At 41.4% G+C, this 22099-nt stretch carries 21 protein-coding genes and 1 tRNA gene; 9 read left to right on the plus strand and 13 right to left on the minus strand.

What is annotated here, in order from left to right:
* Nucleotides 1-39: 39 nt before the first annotated feature.
* Genes rbfA through rimP form a run of 4 tightly spaced genes read right to left on the minus strand, consistent with a single transcriptional unit; the run spans nt 40 to nt 4951 of the window.
* Nucleotides 40-462 carry a 30S ribosome-binding factor RbfA gene (rbfA, locus tag EHS15_RS09365; RefSeq protein WP_135760306.1) on the minus strand — a complete coding sequence of 141 codons (423 nt, stop codon included), beginning with the start codon at nt 460-462 and terminating at the stop codon, nt 40-42.
* Nucleotides 463-474: 12 nt separating this feature from the next.
* On the minus strand, nt 475-3054 hold the full coding sequence (infB, locus tag EHS15_RS09370; RefSeq protein ID WP_135760307.1) for a translation initiation factor IF-2: 2580 nt from the start codon (nt 3052-3054) through the stop codon (nt 475-477).
* 15 nt (nt 3055-3069) lie between these two features.
* A complete protein-coding gene (gene nusA, locus EHS15_RS09375) occupies nt 3070-4458 on the minus strand; it encodes a transcription termination factor NusA (RefSeq protein ID WP_135760308.1) in 1389 nt (462 codons plus the stop codon).
* A gap of 4 nt (nt 4459-4462) precedes the next feature.
* Nucleotides 4463-4951, minus strand: a complete 489-nt coding sequence (rimP, locus tag EHS15_RS09380; protein ID WP_135760309.1) for a ribosome maturation factor RimP — start codon at nt 4949-4951, stop codon at nt 4463-4465.
* 135 nt (nt 4952-5086) lie between these two features.
* On the opposite strand from rimP, the gene EHS15_RS09385 reads away from it, so the two are divergent.
* The 3 genes from EHS15_RS09385 to EHS15_RS09395 are packed head-to-tail and all read left to right on the plus strand — an operon-like array spanning nt 5087 to nt 8294.
* Nucleotides 5087-6193 (plus strand): LIC_12708 family protein, encoded by a 1107-nt coding sequence (locus EHS15_RS09385; RefSeq protein ID WP_135760310.1) that lies wholly within the window; start codon nt 5087-5089, stop codon nt 6191-6193.
* Entirely contained in the window at nt 6184-7674 is a 1491-nt protein-coding gene (locus EHS15_RS09390; protein ID WP_246052027.1) for an NAD(P)H-hydrate epimerase, read from the plus strand. The genes EHS15_RS09385 and EHS15_RS09390 overlap by 10 nt, the downstream gene beginning before the upstream one ends.
* The gene (locus EHS15_RS09395; RefSeq protein WP_135760312.1) at nt 7674-8294 is read left to right on the plus strand and encodes a hypothetical protein; all 621 of its coding nucleotides are present in this window, start codon (nt 7674-7676) and stop codon (nt 8292-8294) included. The genes EHS15_RS09390 and EHS15_RS09395 overlap by 1 nt, the downstream gene beginning before the upstream one ends.
* A gap of 6 nt (nt 8295-8300) precedes the next feature.
* Here the strand turns inward: EHS15_RS09395 and EHS15_RS09400 are convergent, their stop codons facing one another.
* The 5 genes from EHS15_RS09400 to EHS15_RS09420 all read right to left on the minus strand — a co-directional run bounded on the left by EHS15_RS09400 (nt 8301) and on the right by EHS15_RS09420 (nt 11972).
* Nucleotides 8301-9059, minus strand: a complete 759-nt coding sequence (locus EHS15_RS09400; RefSeq protein WP_135760313.1) for a polyphosphate kinase 2 family protein — start codon at nt 9057-9059, stop codon at nt 8301-8303.
* Entirely contained in the window at nt 9056-9808 is a 753-nt protein-coding gene (locus EHS15_RS09405) for a polyphosphate kinase (protein WP_135760314.1), read from the minus strand. Before EHS15_RS09405 ends, EHS15_RS09400 begins: the two co-directional genes overlap by 4 nt.
* Before the next feature lie 42 nt (nt 9809-9850).
* Nucleotides 9851-10201 carry an HIT family protein gene (locus EHS15_RS09410; protein WP_246052028.1) on the minus strand — a complete coding sequence of 117 codons (351 nt, stop codon included), beginning with the start codon at nt 10199-10201 and terminating at the stop codon, nt 9851-9853.
* 212 nt (nt 10202-10413) lie between these two features.
* Nucleotides 10414-10485: transfer RNA gene (locus EHS15_RS09415), tRNA-Arg, on the minus strand.
* Between the two features lie 221 nt (nt 10486-10706).
* The gene (locus EHS15_RS09420; RefSeq protein ID WP_135760316.1) at nt 10707-11972 is read right to left on the minus strand and encodes an SH3 domain-containing protein; all 1266 of its coding nucleotides are present in this window, start codon (nt 11970-11972) and stop codon (nt 10707-10709) included.
* Nucleotides 11973-12255: 283 nt separating this feature from the next.
* On the opposite strand from EHS15_RS09420, the gene EHS15_RS09425 reads away from it, so the two are divergent.
* Nucleotides 12256-13740: a sensor histidine kinase gene (locus EHS15_RS09425; protein ID WP_135760317.1), complete on the plus strand. Its 1485-nt coding sequence runs from the start codon at nt 12256-12258 to the stop codon at nt 13738-13740.
* Nucleotides 13741-13758: 18 nt separating this feature from the next.
* On the opposite strand, the gene EHS15_RS09430 is transcribed toward EHS15_RS09425, so the two are convergent.
* The 4 genes from EHS15_RS09430 to EHS15_RS09440 all read right to left on the minus strand — a co-directional run bounded on the left by EHS15_RS09430 (nt 13759) and on the right by EHS15_RS09440 (nt 17307).
* The gene (locus EHS15_RS09430; RefSeq protein ID WP_135760318.1) at nt 13759-14538 is read right to left on the minus strand and encodes an SH3 domain-containing protein; all 780 of its coding nucleotides are present in this window, start codon (nt 14536-14538) and stop codon (nt 13759-13761) included.
* Between the two features lie 89 nt (nt 14539-14627).
* On the minus strand, nt 14628-14789 hold the full coding sequence (locus EHS15_RS19105) for a hypothetical protein (protein ID WP_167884198.1): 162 nt from the start codon (nt 14787-14789) through the stop codon (nt 14628-14630).
* 358 nt (nt 14790-15147) lie between these two features.
* Nucleotides 15148-16041 carry a patatin-like phospholipase family protein gene (locus EHS15_RS09435; RefSeq protein WP_135760319.1) on the minus strand — a complete coding sequence of 298 codons (894 nt, stop codon included), beginning with the start codon at nt 16039-16041 and terminating at the stop codon, nt 15148-15150.
* A complete protein-coding gene (locus tag EHS15_RS09440) occupies nt 16042-17307 on the minus strand; it encodes a C40 family peptidase (protein WP_135760320.1) in 1266 nt (421 codons plus the stop codon).
* Between the two features lie 178 nt (nt 17308-17485).
* Here EHS15_RS09440 and EHS15_RS09445 point away from each other — a divergent pair, with 178 nt between their 5' ends.
* From EHS15_RS09445 to EHS15_RS09465, 5 genes are all read left to right on the plus strand, one after another.
* A complete protein-coding gene (locus EHS15_RS09445) occupies nt 17486-18835 on the plus strand; it encodes a DEAD/DEAH box helicase (RefSeq protein WP_135760321.1) in 1350 nt (449 codons plus the stop codon).
* A gap of 99 nt (nt 18836-18934) precedes the next feature.
* Nucleotides 18935-19381: a MarR family winged helix-turn-helix transcriptional regulator gene (locus EHS15_RS09450; RefSeq protein ID WP_135760322.1), complete on the plus strand. Its 447-nt coding sequence runs from the start codon at nt 18935-18937 to the stop codon at nt 19379-19381.
* Nucleotides 19382-19492: 111 nt separating this feature from the next.
* Entirely contained in the window at nt 19493-20665 is a 1173-nt protein-coding gene (locus EHS15_RS09455; protein ID WP_135760323.1) for an acetyl-CoA C-acetyltransferase, read from the plus strand.
* Between the two features lie 72 nt (nt 20666-20737).
* Nucleotides 20738-21598 (plus strand): MBL fold metallo-hydrolase, encoded by an 861-nt coding sequence (locus EHS15_RS09460; protein ID WP_135760324.1) that lies wholly within the window; start codon nt 20738-20740, stop codon nt 21596-21598.
* Between the two features lie 110 nt (nt 21599-21708).
* On the plus strand, nt 21709-22014 hold the full coding sequence (locus EHS15_RS09465; RefSeq protein ID WP_246052030.1) for a hypothetical protein: 306 nt from the start codon (nt 21709-21711) through the stop codon (nt 22012-22014).
* Nucleotides 22015-22099: the final 85 nt, after the last annotated feature.

The raw sequence follows: 22099 nt of genomic DNA on the forward strand, positions 1-22099 counted from the left end.
CCATTACGGACATCACTTCCAGTTCTATGAATAAATCGATCAATCTTCTTCGGAGGTCGTAGGATCTTCCTCCGATGTTTCCGAATCCTCTTCCGGATGAGTTTCCTCATATAGAGTTTTGGGTTTGGATTCGTCAATGAGTCGAATCACTTCCAATGATTTGATGTAGTTGTTGTCCCAAGCGAATGTGAATCGAGGATTGGTGTGCAAATGAAGTTGTTTGCCCACAAGAGAAGTTAAAAAACCCGCGGAAGAAGCAAGTCCTGCAGTGAGTTTTTTTCTTTCGTTATTATTACAAAGTGCAGTAAAATAGATGGTCGCCTTTTTCAAATCGTCCGTAAGTTCGATTCGATGAAAGGAAGGAAGAAAGACCCTGGGATCTTTCACCTTCCCTTCCAAAATGGCAGTGGCAAGAATGCGAAGAATCTCCGCTTCGAGTTTTTTCTTTCGAATCGGATTCATCTTCTTTGTTTCCTAAAGTTTTCTGGCAATCTCTCTGATCTCGTAAACTTCGATCTCGTCTCCTACTTGGAAGTCGTTGAAACCATCCAGTAAGATACCGCATTCAAAACCAGTGAGAACATCAGGAACATCGTCTTTCATACGTTTCAAGTTCTTGATCTTACCTTCCCAAGTGATTTCACCGGATTGGCTCGATACAACACGAACGCTTGCCGTTTTGGTCACCTTACCGGACTTAACCATACAACCAGCAATGTTACCGACTTTGGAAATTTTGAATACGTCTCGGATCTCTACTTTACCGATTACGTTTTCTACTTTTTCAGGCTCTAACATTCCTTCCATAGACGCTTTCACTTCGTTGACCACGTCGTAGATGATGCTGTAGTATTTGATTTCTACTTTTTCTTTCTCTGCAAGAGATACCGTTTTCGGATTTGCTCTTGTATGGAAACCGATCACAATCGCATTCGAAGCGGATGCCAGGATGATATCCGAATCTACGATCGCTCCCGTTCCCGCATGGATTACGTTCAATCGAACGTCCGCAGTAGAGAGTTTTTCCAAAGCTTCTTTCACCGCTTCCGTAGAACCTCTTACGTCCGCTTTGATGATGACTTTGAGTTCTTTCAAAGCGCCTTGTTTGATGATCTCGCTCATATTGTCCAAAGTGACTCTTGTGGAGTTTTTGGACTGACCCAATCTTTCGTAATCTTGACGGCTGTGAGAGATTCCTCTCGCTTCCTTATCATCGATCACCACATCGAAAGGAGCTCCTGCATCAGGCACTCCATCCAAACCGGTCACAAGTGCAGGAAAACTAGGACCTGCCTCTTTAATGAGGTGACCTAAGTCGTCATACATAGCACGGACACGACCAGCGTGTACACCTGCAACGAAGGCGTCTCCCACTCGCAACGTTCCGTTTTGAATGAGGACTGTTGCCACAGCGCCGCGGCCCGGATCCAATTTCGCTTCCACGATGGTTCCTTTGGCACGTCGTCTTGGGTTCGCTTTGTGATCCAAAAGCTCAGCTTGGATCAAAATCATTTCTAATAGTTTATCGATTCCGATATTGTTCTTTGCGGAAATTTCACAGAAGATTGTGGTTCCTCCCCACTCTTCCGGTTGGAGACCATAGTTGGACAATTCTTGTCTTACTTTCTCTGGGTTAGCAGTAGGAAGATCGATTTTGTTCACAGCTACGATGATAGGAACTTCTGCTTCTTTCGCATGGTTGATCGCTTCAATGGTTTGAGGCATCACACCGTCATCCGCAGCAACAACTAACACAACGATATCTGTTACGGAAGCTCCTCTGGCTCTCATGCTAGTGAAAGCTTCGTGACCAGGAGTATCCAAGAATGCGATTTTTCCTCGGGTCGTTTCCACTTGGTAAGCACCGATGTGCTGAGTGATTCCTCCGGATTCTCCTTCCGCCACTCTAGAGGAACGGATGGTATCGAGAAGTTTCGTTTTACCGTGGTCTACGTGACCCATAATCGTAACGACTGGAGGTCTGGTGATATAATCTTCCGGTGCGTCTTTTTCTTCTTCGATGACTGTTTCATCGTAAAGAGAAACGATCTTCACCTTACAACCGTAATCATCTGCAAGGATCGAAGCAGTTTCCGCATCGATCACATTATTGATAGTTACCATCATACCCATCTTCATGAGTTTGGAGATGATTTCACCCGGTTTGAGATTCAGCTTCTTAGCGATCTCACCCACTTGGATGTTTTCTAAAATAGAGATTTCTTTTGGAACAGCTGCCAATGCAGCTGCTTGCGCTTTTTGTTTGCGGAAACTTTGTTTGAAGAACTTTGTGTTCTCATCTTTTTCTTCTCTTCCGCCTTTGTCTTTATCGAAGACAGCCTTTTTCTTGTTAACTCCGCTGGCACCGCCGCCTGCAGGAGCACCTCCGGAAAAGGAAGGATCCCCGATCGGTTTCGCACCACCGGCTCCACCTTGAATCGGGCGAGCGCCTCTGTTGCCACCTTGGTATCCACCGCCGCCTTGGCCTGGTCCTCTTTGGCCGCCACCTTGGTAACCGCCTCCGCCCTGACCACCGCTGTCATTTCTTTGCGGGCGAGTTGTCGGTCTGGAAACGATAGGATTTCTATCTTCTTTTCTAAAAAAACCTTGTTGGTTTCCTCCACCTTTGCGTTCGTCAGAACGGTAGTTAGGTGAGGATGTATCCCCCGAAAGGATCGATTCCGGTTTTCGATCCAAGGATCTGGATGGGGAAGATGTGTCTGGCAATTCTTCCTTTCTTCGATCCGGGCGGGAAACAATCGGAGAATTTTGAGAAGGAGCTTGCGGGCCGGAACCGGAATTTTGGCTTTGGCCGGAAGCCTGACCGGAAGAACTAGTGAGTCCTCCTTGTCTTTTTGCTTCTTCACGAATCAATTCATTGAGATCTTTTTTCTTTTCTGGTGCAGAAGAACTAGATTTCGCCTCAACTGGGGGAGCGCTTGTTTTAGGTTCAACGGAGCCTGGCTTTTTTTTGATGACAAGTTTCTTTTTAGACTTATCGCCACCAGATGCCCCTTGTTGAAGGGTTTCTTTGATCGACTTTTGTTCTTCCATATAATATTGCTAGAATTAGCCCTCTTCCACCCATTCGATCGACTCACGTAACAGACGTAAGATTTGGTCTGCTGTTGTTCGGCCAATTCCAGAAATGGCTGATAATTCTTCCGGACTGAAATCCAGAAGAGCTTCCACGTTTTTCACACCGCCTGCTTCCAAAAGTCCAATGATTCTAGGAGTAAGGCCTGGAATTTCAGAAAGAGGAGTTAAATCGTCATCCTCTTCTTCACCGGAGAAAGATTCATCTTCCGCCTCTTCCATCGCTTCTTGCTGTGCATTGAATAGGCGATCTAATTTTTCACGAGCTTCCGGAGAAGCAAGTTCTTGGTTGTATTGAGATACAGTTTTGATATCGATTTTGTATCCGGAAAGTTGTGATACCAATTTCACATTGGAACCGTTGATTCCGATGGCAAGAGACAGAGATTCATCCGGCACGATGACTAGAGCATCTCCTCTTTTGCGATCCACATGCACTTCCACCGGTTTGGCGGGAGAAATAGCATTGGCAATAAACACACTCGGTTCTTCCGAATGAAGCACGATATCGATTCTTTCGTTTCCTAGTTCTCTTACGATGGCTTGGATACGAACCCCTTTCATTCCCACACAAGCACCAACAGGGTCTACGTCGGACTTACTTGTATAAACAACTACTTTAGTTCGGAAAGAAGGAATACGAGCTACATCTCTGATTTCCACGATCCCGTCGTAAACTTCTGGGATCTCCATCTCAAATAATTTTTTTACGAAATCACCTGAGGCACGGGAAAGAGTGATCACCGGCATCGGTTCTCTCGGACGGATTTCTACTTTTGATATAATTGCTTTGAGACGATCGCCTTGGCGGTATTTTTCACCAGGGTTTTGGTCTTTCTTGAGCATGATGCCTTCGACCTTTCCTAGATCGATGCTCATTGCGTCTTTTTTCCATCTTTGGAAATACCCGTGAGTGAGTTCCCCTTCTTTGGATTTGTATTCTTGGTAAAGAAGATCTTTTTCCATATCGCGCAAGCGTTGGAACACCATTTGTTTCGCTTGGCTGGAAAGAACTCTGGAAAGGTCTTGCGGTTTTTCGTAAATGCGGATTTGAGAACCGACTGCTGCAGAAGGCTCTATTTTGGTGGCTTCTGCCAAAGAAATCTCAAGAGGAGAAGCAACTTCACCTTCTACGATATCTTTCAAAACGGAAACTACGATTTCGTTTTTGTTGTCTCCGCCAAAATCGACTTGGCAACGTTCTTCCGTATCCACTTCCAAACCGAGTTTTTTTCGATACGCGGTGAGAAGGGAATCACGAATCACTCCCAATACGAGTTCTCGGTCTAAGGACTTGTCTTGGCAGAATTGCTGGATGGCTTCGAATAGCCCAATTTCTTTCGTTGCTTGTTTTGTCGCCATAGTCTTATAATTCTAAAAATAAATTTCCTTTTCGAATCTCTGCAAGAGGCATTTGAATGGGAGGGATGATTTTGTGCTTAGAAACCTTTCTATCGAAAGGTATCAGCTCAATAGTTTCCCCGTCCCTTTTGCCTAAACGAAAGACCCGTTTGTCCCAGTTTCCATTTTCCAAACGAACTTCTAGTTTTGCAAGAAGCCCTTGGAAACGATCCAAATCCTCAGGCAAGCGCAAAGCACGCTCAGCCCCTCCTGAGGACACCTGAAGAGTGAAGTCAAACTCCTCTCCCCATAGATCCAGCTCCTCCTTGAGTCTCTTCGATACTTCCTCACAGTCTGTCAAACTGACAGAGCCAGTTTTATGAGTGAGGTGATCGAGCGTTATCTCAATGAGGGCGTGGTTTTTCCGATTCTGTACTTGGAGCGAAAAAAGCGCTAGAGGCGGTTCGAGAATTTTATCTAAAAGTTCTCTGATGTTTTCCTCGGTATATACCAAACCATATCCAAAAGAAATCCCTAAAAGGATTCTTAGTAAGAGACCCAATTCATGTTAAAAATTAACACGACACTTGTCAAGCTAGGAAAACCGAGTTGTGCTGTAAATAAAAAAATAGGGAATGGAAGCTGGCTTATGCGTTATCTATCCCTTTCTCTCGTAATCTTCCTTTCCATTTCCTGTCTCCGCTTCCGAGTAGACAATCTAAAAGATGAAATTTTATTCCGAATCCCCTTAGGGCAAACCTCGGATACCTGGGAAGGAGTGGTTGTGAACCAAGTTTTGACCAATGTCCCGATCACTGTCCCTGTCGCCTCCAATGTGGTGGCTCTGGCGGACGCAAAACAATCCATCATCAAACTTTTCGACAGAAACGGACGATTGGAAGCCACAATCGGCAATCCAGACTTCAAATCCATTCCAGGCATCCCCCACTACCCTTTCCGATTCGGAAGCATTGGGATCGTAGCCATCACGGAAGACGGAGATTTGGTGGTTCAAAATAGAATCTCCTCCAAAGGGATCGAAGTCCCCGTCGGGCAAGAAAATGTGTACAAATCGCACAGCGGGGTGTTCTCCACATCCGGAACGACCGTTCTGCCCTCCTTTTTGGTTCAAATCTCTCAAAAAGGAGTCGTTAAGTTTATGCTAGGCGCTTCCGGAGAGAATTCGGAACCGTTCCGCTATATGGAAGCGTTGATCCCTGGAGAAGGAGAAAAACTGTTCGTCTACCATCGTATAGCGGAGGAAATGCGACTTTCCTATTTCGAAGACGGACAACTGAAAGGAAACATCAAAGAAGCCTCTCTTTCCGTTTTCAAAAGCCCCGAAGCGAAAGAATACGATATCACTCTAGATAAAATCCTTCCTCACCCGGAAGGAGAATACGTACTCGCTTCTTTCAGTTATTTTTCCAAAAAAGACAAACGTTTCAAATTCAGAAGAATCTACAGATATTCTTTCACGAACAACGAAGGAGTGTTTATGAAAGAGATCCAAGACCCTTCCGAGATTTTATTTTCCATCCGATCCAATAACGAATTTTATATTTGGGAAACGGAAGACCAAGGCAACTCGATCCGTTTGCAGGTTCATAACAGCGAAGGAAATCACGTAAATAACAAACGTTTGCCGTTCTCCCCACCCAGAGGACAATGGAGAGAAACTTATACCGATTCGGACGACAATATTTATTCCGTTCGCATTCGCGCAGGTGCGCTGGAAGTATATCGTTGGATCTAAACGACTGGAAAGCACATCCTCTTTTTACAAAGGAGGAATCCGCAAGGATCGACGAATTTTGCCATACTGAATTGGGTTATCCCGAAACTACTTTGATGGGGATGGCTGCCTTGTCCGTTTATCATGCCAACGAAGATCTTTGGGCCACTGCGGAAGAAATTTGGATCGTAGCGGGAACGGGAGGAAACGGAGGAGACGGTTACGCTCTAGCGAATATTCTTTTTCAAGAAGGACATTCCGTTTCCTTATTTTCGTTAGGTGATTCAAAAAGAGAAGATTCTTTATTTTATAAGTCTCTCTGCGAACGATCCGAAATTCCAATCTATTCCGCAAACGATCTGCCGATTCAGGAAGAAGAAGCGGAAGAAGGTTCTGTCCTTTTGGTGGATGCTATTCTGGGAACCGGTTTTAAGGCTCCTGTTTCCGAACCGATCGCAAACCTAATCCGATGGATCAATTCTTCCCCCGCTTTCTTTTACAAACTATCCTTGGATACTGCCAGCGGGTTTTCTCCCAATACGGAAACCTCCGTTCATATCGAAGCGGATTCCATTGAAGAACTAGGAACTAGGAAATGGGAAAACATAGGATTTCTTTCCGAAGGCAAAATGGTGCCTCGTTATTACGAAAGCATCGGTTTTCCCACAAGAACCTTAAAGGGAGAAGGTTTTTTCTCTAATCGATATTATCTGGAAAAACTGGATTGGGAAGATTTTTCAGGACTGCTCAAAAGAAAAACGGATTCTCATAAATACACAGCGGGATCTGCGATTTTTTTCGGAGGCGACGAAGGAATGGAAGGAGCAGTTTTACTTTCCAGTTCCGCCTTTCAAAGTCTAGGCGGAGGTATTTCGAAAATATTCACTCCTTCCCTGACGACCAAAGAAATCATACTGCATACGGATCCTTCCAAAATGGTTTCCGTAAGCAAAGGAAAAGAAATTTCAGAAGATCCCTTCTTTCCAAAGACAAAAACGATCGTAGTCGGTCCAGGAACGAAAGAATATCCCGAATTTCTAAAAACATTCGTTTTGGAAGAACACCAAACATTGATTTTAGATGCAGGATCCATCCCTCGATTAGGAGAACCTCTCCCTCGTTCGGGAAAAATCCTTCTAACTCCTCATGCAGGAGAATTCGAACGGCTCACTGGGAAACGTTGCACAACAGTACAATCCGCCCATCCTGTTGCTTTGGATTTCTGCAAAACAAACAAGGTGCATTTGCTTTTTAAGTCCTATGTGAGTCTTTTCGTAACACCGGAAGGAAATTCTTTCGTATGGGAATCGCCTAATCCTAAATTAGCGACCATGGGTACGGGGGACTTACTTGTGGGAATCATCGCCCGCTTTTTGTCCTTGGGTTATTCCATAGAAACTTCGGTGTATTATGCCCTTTCCTTTTTGGAAGGAACAAGAGAAACAGAAGAACCTTTTCCCAGCGCTTTCGAAATCCTAAACTATCTTGTGAGAAAACTATAATGGGAAGCGGATATCATTCCAGATCGCCCGAAGAATTTCGGGAATATCTGAAGTCCATGCAGAAACAAGGAAAAAGAATCAAATGGAAGCAGGTGATCATCATTATAGATGTTCTTCTGCTTTTGTTTGTTTTTTATCTGGCATTTAGAGCGCTCAATCCAGGAAGTTTTCAAAGCCCCACTCAATCGGAAAAAAAGAAAATAGCAGGGAATGAAGCCTATCTAAGTCTTTCCAGAGAGAACGACGATCTATCCCAAGGATACTTTCTTTTTATAGAGAACAACACGAACGAAAATTTGATTTTGCCTAAAAAAGATTGGAAACTGGAATTTAGAATTCTAACGAGAGAAGGGGTTGTTTGTTATACGGAAGAAATGAATATCCCTGAAAAAAAAATTCCCACCTACTCCAAAGGTTTTTTATATCATTCCGTATCTTTGCTCAAATTAAGGGAACTGGAAGAACATTGCAGAACGGAAGTTTTCGACGAAACCTATTCCTTCTTTCGTTCTAAATTCAGATATATGGACTTAGCCTTCTTTTCGGAATGGATCCTCACCACTCAAGAAGAAAGAGTGGTGTATCGGATCAGACAAAAGCCCTATCGTTGGAACAAATAACATCTATCAGCTGAACTTTTTAGGAATCTTCAAAATGGTTTCCAATCTGGATGCTACCTCTTCCATCACTTTGATTCTGGCATAGTATTTATCATTTGCGGGAACCAGAATCCAGGGTGCGAAATGAAAATCGGTTTTTTCGAACATTTCGTCCGCTGCCTCTTCGTAAAGCGGCCACTTTTCCCGATTGCGCACATCCTCTTCCGTGAATTTCCATCTACGCAAAGGATCGTTTTTACGGTCTTCAAAACGTTTCCATTGTTCTTCCTGAGATATATGAAGCCAAAACTTGATGATGATGGCACCCGATTGATACAATTGTTTTTCGAAATCTACGATCTCTTCAAAAGACCTGGACCATTCTTCTTGCGTAGCAAAGCCTTCCACTCTTTCCACTAGGACTCTTCCATACCAAGAGCGATCGAAGATTCCGAAATGACCTTTGGGAGGAATCTTTCTCCAAAACCGCCAAAGATAATGCCTTTGTTTTTCTTCGGAGTCGGGAACGGCGATCCCGTTCACTTGGTACAGCCTAGGATCGATTTCTCCTGTTAGACGACGAATCGCCCCTCCTTTTCCTGCTGCATCCCATCCTTCAAAAACAAGAACGACTGGCCGTCCTACTTGATCCGCATAAAAACTAAAAAGACGGATCTTTTCTTTCCACTTTTTGATAGCAGCTTTGTATTCGGATTTATCCAAAGATTGATTCAAATTTACATCTTTGAGTTTAAGGATTCTATCTGCGAATAAATTGAATTTCATACCTTGCCTCCCAATAAAAGTTTTAGCTCTTCGGCTGAATTGATGTTTAAGATCTTTTCCAACCTTTCGACCAAAGTGGTCAAAAGCTGTGCCTTTGCTTTCTCCGAATCGTCCGCAGAGATAACGATCCAAGGACAAATGTCAGAATGGGAAGAATTCATCAGAGATTCGAAAGTTTTACGATACTTGGAATAATGTTTGGATTGGTCTTTGTCGTAAGAAGAAAGTTCCCAAGTTCGTTTGTTCTTTTTGGATTTGCCCAAACGTTTGGATTGTTCCTTTTCAGAGATGTGAAGGAAAAATTTATGAAAATAAAGTCGATCTTTGGAAAGCATTCTTTCCGTATTCAAGACGGAAAGAATCGTATCTTCGTAATCCTCTTTTTCAATTTTATCTTCGTTCTTAAGGAAGGCAAGCCTTCCCAGATAAGAATTCAGATAAAACAAGGATTCTCCGAAACGAGGTAGAACTTGCCAGAAACTTCGTAAAAAAGGAAAGTTTTTATCTTCCGACTGATGCACGAAAGGCGAATGTACTTTGAATTTTTTAGGATCTAACCTTTCCGTAAGAACCTGCAGTATCTCTCCTCTTCCACTGGAAGACCAGCCTTCTATCAGAAAGATATTTGCAATCTTGGCTTCGAACGCTTTGTTCTGTAAAATAAAAAGTCTTTCCTGAAGATTTTCCATATCCTTTTCGGATAATTCGGAAGTAACTTCATCAGGTTCGGTTTCTTTTAAACGAATCATGTTTGGATAAATAAAGAATCCGATCCGAAAAGAAAGAATTTTTTATAGAGGTTTGGAAAAACCGGGACCCAAAGCAACTTCCAAATGTTTGATCCCCTTTTCCTGGCCGGAATATCTAGGTACTAAATGCATATGAAGGTGGGGCACCTGCTCCGCAATGGCAGCAAAATAAATTTTTTCCGGGGAAGGAGAAAGCTGTAAGGATAGGGAAAGTGCCTTATGAAGTATGCGGCCGTAATCGGAACATTCTTCTTCGGAAAGCTGAGTCCAAGATTCCACATGTCTTTTGGATTCCAAATAAGAATACCCTTCCAATTCTTTGGTTGAAGGTGCTTTTCTTAAAATCCAATGGTTCGTTTCCCAAAGGATTTCCTTTTTTTCGGAGTGAGACATACAGATTGGGCAATGGGTCATAAAGATAGAATGTATGGAAAAGAAAGAAGATAGGAAACTATTTTTTAATTCCTAGGCGGGGTTTTGGTAGTCGCCTGCCATCCTCATAACAAAGGTTTCCGCATTTATGGCTGATTGCATTTTGCTGGCAAATCAGTCGGATTTCGACTTATTTTTGTTTGCTGGAGAATGGATTCGATTTTAGAAGATTTTGCCCTAGGAGGGAATCGAACCCCCACTGTCGGTTCCGAAGACCGATGTTCTATCCGTTGAACTACCAGGGCGGAATAGGTAAGGTCATGATGCGTGAGGCTGATCTTTGGGCAATTGATTTTTTCAGGCGAGAAAAGGAATCGCTAGGAAATCACCCTACTTCCCAAGTGGATCCTGATTCAAAACAAACCGAAGTTTGTTGGGGAAAGGGGAAAACTCTCCTTTCTGAATTCAGTCCTTGTTATCACAGCGAGAGACATTAGCCATCACTTAAAACAGAGAATGGCCTGAATCAATTTTCAAAAACGAATGTCTTTCCATCAAAGACAAATTTGTCATATGTCTTTATTCCTGCCGGCTTATCTCCTTCTGGAGGAGTAACTTCAAGAGTAGTAATTCGATATTTTCCATTGCTATTGGTAAAAGTAATGTCTTCTTCCGAAGCACTAGATCTGTGAAAAAGTAATTCACCATCCTCACTGAATACGTAGACCCATTTTGGTGAACTACAAAAGAAGCCGATACAAGAATCATATTTATTCATAAATTCAGTTGTGATTACATAAATTCTTTTTCCTGCATGAACAAAAGAATTAATTTGAGTTTTATCAATATCAAAATCTTCTCTGTTCTGACGATCCATCAATTCAATCATTTTTTTTGTTTGTGCATTAGAATTAGAAACAGAAGAGTATAACAATGCGTATCTGGACGAAGATTTTAAGTATTTTATTGGAATATAGTAGCTAAAAATTGTCTCAACTTCTGTATCCGCATACCAATCAGGCGTTTTTGCTTCCTCTTTAACTAGCCGCAAATAAATTTCACCATTCGATGCGAGAAATCGACTTTTAAATCGATAAAACTCACCTTCTTGAATTTCATCATTTCCTTGAGACTTTAGCTTACCATTTACTTTTTGATAAACGTGTTTAGGAGACTTATTTACATAAGCCCAGCCGGTTTCAGGAGATTCAAATTCACTTAAAGATAATAAGAATTCTTCACTGACTCCAGGGACAATATAAGGAGAAAATACAAAACCGATTAGATTGTTTTTCGTCTTAACTCTTAGCCAATAAGATAGTTTACCATCAACGAATACTTGACTTTTTCCTTCGTCCAAAATATTCACTATAGATTTTGTATTCAATTGCTCCAATACGGAAGATTTAGCATCCGGATACTGCCTAAGCATTAATTTTGAAGCGATCACTAAACCATAATTATCCTTTGTTACAGGCAAAAATATTTGAGTTTTGTTTGTAGAAACAGTCTGATCCTGATGAATATACCCGGACGAATTCGAGCCAGATCTTCTTACCTTATGCCACTTAAATGGGGTTTTAGAATTTTCTTCCACATCATATTGAATTATATCAAAATATTCGTTCTTATTTATTTCATAAATAACCTGGCCATTATGCAGTGGCTTTTCAAGAACATTTACTTGATTATGAGAAGAGTAGCCAAATCCGACTGAACTGGATTTACAGTTACACAAGGTGCTAAGAAATAAAAAACAACAGAGTATTACATTTTGGATTTTAGTAAGCATATTTTAATCCTTCAAATTACCGTCTAAATTACGAGCAAAGATTGGTAAGATAGAAAATTACCTACTAAAAGAAATTTTATTAGAAGATAAAACTTTCAATCCCTTCTCCATTCCACCAACCTCACTTCCGAAAGTGATCAAATCCCATCTTGCCAGACATAATCCCGTCAATACCCCATACTACCCTCCCCTGATTTGAAGATTTTTTCGCATAGGGGGATTCCAAAATTGACAACTAACGCCAATCAATGTATCCTTCCAGAGGAAGTTCTACCTAAAAAAAATGGAAGCTACAGAAGTCAAAAAAAGAGTCCTTTTGGTAGAAGACGAAGCCATCATCGCGATGGCCACTTCACTGGAATTAAACGATTCCTTTATAGTTTTGAGCGTAGGAAGCGGAGAAAGAGCGATCGAAATGATTCGTTCTCAACAGGAAGACATCGACTTAATCCTAATGGACATCGATTTAGGAAAGGGAATCGACGGGACGGAAGCCGCAAAAGAAATTTTACAAATTAGAAATATTCCCATCATATTCGTTTCTTCTCATTCGGAAAAAGATATCGTAAGAAAAACGGAATCGATCACTTCTTACGGTTATGTGATGAAATCTTCCGGCATTCATATCTTAGCTGCCTCCATTCGAATGGCATTCAGGCTCCATGAAGCTCATAACCGAATCCGGGAAAAAAATTCTGAACTACAAGTAGCTTATAACAAACTGGAATCTGCCAACTTACAATTGATTCAATCGGAAAAAGAACTATTGGATCGAGAGAACGAAATCAAAACCAGCGGGGAAAGATTCAGGAACACGCTCGATTCAATGATCGAAGGATGTCAAATCCTAGGTTACGACTGGCACTATCTTTATATCAACGAAAGCGGAGCAAACTACGGGAAGAAAAAAGTGGAGGAACTGATCGGCAGATCCATCTTCGAAGTATATCCGGGAATTGAAACGCAAGATCTCTTTTTCACCTTAGATGAAGCAATGAAGACCAGAACTCACTGCCAAAAGGAAATGGAATTTATCCATACGGATGGAACTAAAAGTTTTTTCGAATTCAGTATCCAACCGATCAAAGAAGGTCTGTTCATACTGACATATGAAATCACAGAAAGAAAGCTGGCTGAAAATAAATTACAAAACTTAATTCAATTGAAAGAAACCCTGATGAAAGAGTTACAACACAGGGTAAAAAACACTCTTGCGATCGTAAGCAGCCTGCTTTCTTTGGAAGCTTCCAAACTGGATGATGAAGCCGCTCAAAAAATATTTCAAAATGCACAAACAAGAATCATGACTATGGCGGGAATTTATGAAATGCTTTACAGCAAAGCGGAGAGCGAATTCCAGAACGTCGATTTGGACGGTTATATTCAAAATCTATGTAAAACTTTACTGGAAGTCTGCAATGTGGAGAATCGAATTCAAATCCATTGCGATCTAGACGCAACAAAAGCCGACTTAAAAAACACTGTTTTGATTTGTTTGATTTTAAACGAACTCATCACTAATTCCATTAAACACGCATATAACGAACAAGAAACAGGCAGTATCTATGTTTCTTTAAAAAAAGAAGGAACGAGCGCCATTCTTACCGTGCAAGATTCCGGAAAAAACCATCCTACCGGCAACCCTACTACTCAAAAAGGAATCGGACTTTCTTTAGTTAAGATTTTAGCGGAACAATTGGGAGGGAAATTAGAAAGAAGCGCTCCTCCTGAATTTACCATCTCCCTTCGATTCGCAGTGCTACCTTAAATTCATACATTCGGAACATCAATCGGATACAGGTTCAAGAATATTCGCCGGATCAGGAAAAATACATTTAATTCCTTTTGTATAATTCAACGGCAAAAGACTTTGTTTATCTTCACTTAAGAGCCACGATTTAATGATTTTAAATTTTTTGATCTCCAATTCATAGTGATTGCCGATCGTCTCTCCCGTAGTATCGATTTCTAAATAATAAATAGCAAAAATGATCTCTTGCTCATCAGGGGTAAAACATTGGTTTATGCTCTGAAGAAATTCTTCGTTCTTTCCTAAATCAAATTGAATCGAATGAAGTATTTTCTTTTCTACTGTCTGCTCATCTAATCTATTTTGTTCCTCTAAAAATCCATAAAAGTGATTTTTAGGACCGCTATAAATGCTGAAACGTATCTGCTCGGAAATGATATTGACCGAAACTGTTTTGAAGTTAGGAAGATCGTTTTTATATATTAATCCTGTATAAGCATCCGCATCCGGTTTGCGTTCTTCCAAAGGAATATGAGAAATATAAGCACCGAAAACCCAGCCGGTGTGGCCTGAATATTTAATTTTGTACCAATAATTTACTAATCCGTCAATTTCATCCAGACGTTCCTCTTTTTCAATTAGAACCGCTTTTTCTTTATATGGAAAAGTTGCTATTTTTTCAGAATTCAAATTAGGAAGAGTTCTGATGCGTAGACCTGAAACTGCATTTGAATAAATATAACCTTCCGTTTTAGAGCAGGATCCTACCCACATCGTAATGATTATATATAAAACAATAACTTGAATGAATTTCATGATAAACCTTTATTCTATTTTCAACAAATTAGCAAATAGTAATGATTCTTTTATATCAGAAATTTTTAGACAAATGGATTAAAATCGAATTAATGCATCAAACCGATCCCATAAACCCACATGATCCCCAAACAAAGAAGGATATTGAAAAAACCGATTCCTAAGTTAATCTTGATTTGTCTCGCATTGATCTCTTTTTTTATATCGCTGCTAAATCTACTTCTGGCAAAGAACCCTGGATGTTTTTCCAAAAACTCGGCTCCATTCTTAAAATATATCCATCTTACAGCAGAACACCAAAGGAAAATGAATGAAATATTAAACATTATTACGAATGGATTGAATGAGATCGGATTAAAATATTCAAAAAAACTTTCAGTGAAATGAGTCGCATTTCCTAGTCCGATGATGACCCATGGAATATTTCCACAGACAACCCAAAAAAAGAAAATTTGTTTATACCCTGCTTCTAATTCGGGGTTTGTTTTAATGTATTTTCGGGATCTTATTTTTCCAATACATCCATGCAGAAAAATTAGAATTACAAATAAAACCCAAACTTTGCCGAAGAAAAAATCAATTTGCATAAGAAACTACTATTTATGAATTTTATCTCTCAATTTTTAGGAAATATTCCTTAGCATCTTCATATCCTTGTTCGATGAGGACTTCTGCCTGTTCTCTGGTGAAATTTAAAAAACTTCCTAAACCCAAAAGTTCCTTGGGAGCGATCACATGTATTTTAGTGTCTCCTATCAGTCCTCGGAAATGAAGTAAAAAAGTTTCCACAGGAGACAGATGTTTCGACTTCTCTTTTTGGAATTCGATCCCCTGCTCTATATTTCGATAAGAGCCGAGTAAATACAATTCGTACAATCTTTCCAAAGCTTCATCCTTGTTTTTAGGAACCTTCATCTGTACGGAACCTCCCACAGGAGAAAGTAAAACAACGATTAATTCTTCAGCACCTCGAGTCACTGCAGGTAAAATGGGAGTGTTCGCCATCACACCTCCATCCCAATACGGTTCTCCTTCGATCATCTGCCAGGGAAAAAAAAGAGGGATCGCACTGGAAGCAAGTATATGTTCCACACGTATATCCGGATTTTCGAAGAACTTTAGTTCTGCGGTTAAAATATTTACGGCAGAAAGAACGACCTTTGTCTCAGAACGATTCAAAGCGTCCAGATTCAATTTTTCCAATATCAATTCTCTGAGAGGTGCAGTGCTTGCAAGAGGCGCGTATTTTTTACGAAATAACTCCTTAATTGCATTCTTCCAAGAATACAACATCACCTTTTCCCGATCCAAATCCAGCCAAAGTTCGGTAAGTTCCTTACCAGGAATTCCTGAACCTATGGCGGAAGCATTGATGGCTCCTACGGAAGTACCGCAGATGATATCCGGTTTCCAACCGATTTCCTCCAAATACCGCCAAACACCTGCTTGATAAGATCCCCTGGCTCCTCCGCCGGACAATACGAGTGCTTTCTTTCGAGACATTTACTTCACTTTCAAAAAAATTCTTCTGGATGTGGTGTATCTTTCTTTCCACCATTTTTCATCCAGACTCTGAACCACCACACCTCTTGTTGTAGAAGCATGTGCGAATTGATCCTTTCCCATGGAAATTCCCACATGAGTGATTTTTGTTTGATTCGGGGAAGCGGAAAAGAAGATTAAATCTCCTTCATAAAGGGAATTGCGAGGAATGAATGCTCCCATCTGTGCTTGGTCTCTAGCGGAACGAGGTATGATTTTCGCAGGTACCGCAACGGAGGCGTCCGTCAAAACCGATTTGGTAAAACCGGAACAATCCGTTCCCGATTTGCTGGAACCGCCGTACAGATATTTGGTTCCGATCCATCCTGCCACGACTTTCTTATAATTTTCGCGGGAAAGATAACGCCAATCTCCTGTTTGGTTTTCAACCGAATTCGGTTCCACAGGATTCGTGATTCCTAAGTCTTCGGGACTCAGCTGCAATTTCGGCCTTTCTCTTACTTCCAAAGCGCCTATCTCCGAAAGTTTAGAATCTATATTTCTGGAGGAAACTAACATTTGTTTGGTAATATTCTTCCCTTTAGATGCTCTCAATTCGAAAAAATCCTTCTGCAAAAGAACAAGATTTTTTTTGCCGGATTCGGATTTGAAATCGGATGTTAAGGAAGAGATTAAGGATTTTAATTTTGCATCTGACAGAGAACCGGTTTTAGGCGGTATCCCGGAAAGAAGAAGATTATTATAACTTTCACTTTCTATCTTTTCTCTTCTGGAAAGAATCAAAAGCCTTCCTCCTAGCAGAAGGCTGGCTCCTTCCCATTTTTTCTTTTGGCTGCCTGCAACAAGAGAATCTCTAAGTGCCACGGGAAGTTCCGCTTCTTCCGCCTCTTTGAAAAACTTGGAAGTGTACAAAAAGTCCGTTTCGTTTCCCACGAATTTAGGAGCTAAGGGAAGAAGGTCCTCCCCGCTTTCGAAAGGAATTCCAGCTTCTTCGTTGGCCACCATCCTCACTAAAGAATTCGTGAATTCTTCGGGACTTAATCCTTCCATCATTGCCCAAGGAAGCAGTTTTTTCGTGACTTCCCGAACCAAAGAAACATCGGACTTACTTCCCAATCTTTTTCGAACTTCATTTTGAATGAGTAGAGATTCCTGCTTCGAATAATCGTTGTTTAGTAGGTTTACCAAATCCTGAGACCAGAGAGGAGTCAGGGAGAATAATAGATAGAGAGCAATCGATTGTATTTTTGTTTTTTGTAAAATCATCCTTTCGCCTTAACCGTTTTCCATTTTACCATGTTCGCCGAAGGAATTCAAACCAAACTTCCGGTTAAATTTATTACTTCCAAGGTGAGTTCCATCGGAGGAAGTGGCAAATAGAGAACATTCCCCCGAACGATCCTGCAAAAAGTTTCGATACGGCTAAATTTTCACAGGAACTCCCTTGCAAAAAATAACAAATTTCCTCCAATTCGGTTTACATCCTCAAATTCAAAAAGCGATAGACGAGTCCGGATACACTTCCCCCACTCCCATTCAAACCCAAGCCATTCCCCTACTTTTACAAACAAGAGATTTGATCGGCTGTGCACAAACTGGTACAGGAAAAACCGCAGCATTCGCACTTCCCATCCTGCATCACTTAACAAATCACAGGCGGCAATTGGAGCAAAAAAAACCGAGAGCTTTGGTTTTAACTCCCACAAGAGAACTTGCCATCCAAGTTTCGGAAAATTTTCAAACCTATGGAAAATATCTAAACTTGAAACATTCTGTGATTTTCGGAGGAGTTGGACAATCGCCTCAGGTAAAATCTCTTTCTAGCGGAGTGGACATTTTGGTCGCTACTCCAGGAAGACTCATCGATCTCATCAATCAAAAATACCTAAAATTAGACAGTGTTGAAACCTTCGTTCTGGACGAAGCGGACAGAATGTTGGATATGGGTTTCATTCATGCCATCAAAAAAGTTTTAAATCTTCTTCCTTCCAAAAGGCACAATTTGTTTTTTTCCGCAACAATGCCTCCTGAAGTAGAAAAAATAGCTAAGTCAATGTTAGTTGACCCTGTCAGGATCGAAGTCACTCCTGAATCGACGACAGTGGAAAAAATCAATCAGTCCGTTTTATTTCTGGATAAGGAAAAGAAAAAAGAAGTTTTGGTTTCCTTATTCCAAAACAAGGACTTGAAAAAAGTAGTAGTCTTCACAAAAACCAAACATGGTGCCAATAAGGTGGCGGAGCTTTTGCAAAAGAGAGGAATCTCCGTGGGAATCATACATGGAAATAAATCCCAAACGGCAAGGCAAACCTCACTGGAAAATTTCAGGACAGGAAAAGCCAGAGCTTTGGTCGCTACGGACATCGCAGCAAGAGGGATCGATGTGGATGGAGTCACTCATGTCATCAATTATGAACTTCCGAACGTTCCTGAAAGTTATGTACATCGGATCGGCAGAACGGCAAGAGCGGGAGCGGAAGGAGTCGCTATTTCTTTCTGCGACAGAGAAGAGCGCCCTCTTTTAAAAGACATTGAGAAAAAAATAGGAAAACAGATCCCTGTGGATCAAAACTATTCTTTTCCTGCGGAACAAACGGCGGATAAAACTAAAAAATCACAGCCAAACCAAGGTCATACGAAACAAAACCATGTCCCTTCCGGAAAAAAAGAAAACAAACCCTTCGTAAAAAAGGAAGAAAAAGGCCAAAAGAGGGAAAACTTTCCTTCAGGGAAAAAGCCTTTTCGAAAAAAGGCAAGTTTTTCGAACAAAAGATTCCGCTCCGATTCAAAATAAGGCGGCCAGTGCGGGCGGACGAAATGGATTTGTCCGCCGCCATTTATTTCTTGACCCCATATAGTGCATATACACGATTGACGTATCGAGGTTACGATTTTGAAACTTTCCCAGGCACAACTCATAGAAATCGGCACAAGCTGCCTGAATTTTAATTTAAGAAAAACAAATCGTATCCTCACCACTTATTACGATCAGATTCTCAAACCGAGCGGAATCAGGATCACACAGTTCACCGTTTTAGCGAGCATCGCTTATGAGAAAGAACAAAGCATCACTGACCTTTCCAAAATCACTGACATAGACAGAACCACCTTACAAAGAAGTTTAGAAATTTTAAAAAGGGACTGTTTGGTTGAGATAGAAAAAAAAGACACAGGAAATATCCGCTCCGTTCGTCTTACCAAAGAAGGAGAATCCAAACTCAAAGAAACACTGGATCTATGGAAGAAAGCCCAAAAGAACCTTTCCGAAAACTTAGGTTCTAAAAAGTGGAAAGAAACCTTGTCGCTTCTCTCCGAGATCAGAAAGTTTGCGGAAGTTTAAGTTACTCAATCATCACAAAGCAGAAAAGAAAAAATTTCTCTAAATGAAAAAGGAAAAACGAAAACAAAAAGAAACGTTTAAATAGTGTATATACACCATAAGGAGAAAAATATGGTATTTATCGTAGAAGGAAAAAGAACCCCCTTCGGAAAATTCGGAGGAGCTCTCAAAGGTTTCAGCTCCACGGAACTAGGAGTGATTTCCGCTAAAGAAACCATTCTTAAATCGAACGTAAATCCGGAAGAAATAGAAGAAGCGATTTACGGAAATGTCATCCAAGACAGTGCGAACTCCGCTTATCTGGCAAGGCATATAGCCCTTCAGTCGGGAATGTCCCTCTCCTCCTCTGCCTTGAATGTAAACAGGCTTTGCGGTTCCGGATTGGAATCGATTGTATCGGGAGCTAGAAAGATCCTCTCTCATGAAAACAATTTGATCCTTACTGGAGGAACAGAATCGATGAGCGGCGCTCCCATGGTATTAAGGAATGCTAGGTGGGGATGGAAATATGGTAATAGTCCTGTAGAAGACAGTTTGGCTCAGAGTCTCACTGACAGTTTCATTGGTCTTCCTATGGGACAAACCGCAGAAAACATCGCTTCTTTGTACGGACTTTCCAGAGAAGAACAGGATGACTGGGCGGCAATCTCCCAATCCAGAGCGGAAGAAGCTACAAACAAAGGTTATTTGAGAGAAGAGATCGTTCCCGTTTCCATTCCCGGTAAAAAACCTTTTCTTTTGGATTCGGACGAACACATCAGAGGAAAAGCTTGTGTCGAACAACTTTCTCTTCTCCCTCCTGCCTTTACAAAGGACGGTTCCGTAACCGCAGGAAATGCTTCAGGAATCAATGACGGTGCTGCCTCGGTTCTTTTGGCTTCCGAACATTTCGTAAAAGAAAGAAACATCAAACCGATCGCAAAAATTTTAGGTTATGCGGCGGCTGGCTGCGATCCTTCCACTATGGGATTAGGTCCGGTATTTGCCATTCCCAAAGCCTTAAAAATGGCGGGGCTCGGTTTGCAAGATATTGATCTTTTCGAAATCAATGAAGCATACAGTGCGCAAGTACTGGGAGTGATGAAAGAACTTTCCTTGGATAAAAACAAAACCAACGTAAACGGAGGAGCGGTCGCCATCGGACATCCGCTAGGAGCCAGCGGAACCAGAGTCACACTCACTCTAGCTTACGAACTCAAAAGAAGAAACCTAAAAAGAGGAGTCGCTTCCCTTTGTATCGGAGGAGGACAAGGAATTGCGATCGTGATCGAAAATACGAATTAATCGGCTCCCGCCGGAACCGAATTCGATTTCGGCGGGTCTAAATTCTGATTTTTCAAAAGGTGACCCCATTACATGTTTCGAATTTTTCTTCTGGCCTTTCTTTGTTTCTTCCACTTACAATGTTTCGTCTTTCGTTCTTTGGACAAACCGACTCAAACGATCCGTTTGGAAGCGGTAGACCCTTCTCAAGTTCGATTCCATTGGATCGGGCATGCAACCCTTCTCATTCAAATTTACGATAAGTGGATTTTGACAGATCCCAATTTTTCAACAAATTTAGGTTTTGTGGTTAAACGTTATGTCGAACCGGCCATTTCCCCGGAAATGATTCCTCCTTTGGATGCTGTGGTGGTTTCACACAGCCATTTCGATCATCTGGACCAACCTTCCTTAAAATCCATTTCCATCCAAGGAAACCTTCTTGTTCCGAAAGGAGCGGGAACCTACGTCCCTTCGAAATGGGATGAAAATCTCAAGGAAATGAATCCTTGGGACTCTGTTGAAACCAGAGGAATTAAAATCACTGCCGTTCCCGCACGCCATTTCGGAGGAAGATGGCTAGTGGACAATTTCTGGGACGGTGATCCTTATACCGGTTATGTGATTGAATACAAGGATGTGACCATCTATTTTGCGGGAGACACTGGATATCAAAAAGAGGAATTTAAGGAAATCGGAAAAAGATTCAAAATCGATGTCGCCTTACTCCCCGTAGGTCCGAGCAAAGGGCCGAATAACGCAGTTCATATCAATCCGGAAGAAGCTGCCCGCAGTTATCTGGATCTGTATGCTAAAATAATGATTCCTATGCATTACGGCACTTTTTATAGATCCCTAGAATCGGAACTTCCCGAAATCAAAAGAGCCTTGGAACCTCTGGGAGACAAGGCAGTCCTTCTGGGAGTCGGAGAAACCTATACCTGGAAGAAGTGAATTTAGAACGATCCAAAATTTAAGGAATGGTATAAAATCATTTTTCACCCTCAAAAAAAAGAATGAATTCCTAGAAAGCGGGTTTCCACTGTGGGCAAAAGGAGATGCAAATGATGAAAAAGATTTTTTTGATTTGTTTGGTTTTGGCCGCAGCGGAAATGTCTGCGATTTCCGAATTGGAAAAGTTGTTCCTAAAGGAAGCGGTTACACCGGAGGCAAAAAAAACGACAAAAGAATACTTCGCAAAAAGGGCTCAGGATTACAAAGATCTTGCTGTAAAGTATGAAGGTTTATCAAAACAACCTCAAGGCGGAAAAGCTGCTTCCGCAGAAGGAACTCAGAAAAAATATAAAAAACTTTCCGAAGATTCCTTAAAAGAGGCGGAAAAATACCAAGCAGAAGCAGATAAACTTTAATCTTCTATCCCCGCGCAAGGGATAGGCAGGGCGAAGGTCTTCACCTTACATCGATAATATATAGGATTGTGAGGAGGAGGTGAAG

Origin of the sequence: Leptospira idonii, from assembly GCF_004770995.1 — a bacterium.
GTDB classification, from domain to species: domain Bacteria; phylum Spirochaetota; class Leptospiria; order Leptospirales; family Leptospiraceae; genus Leptospira_A; species Leptospira_A idonii.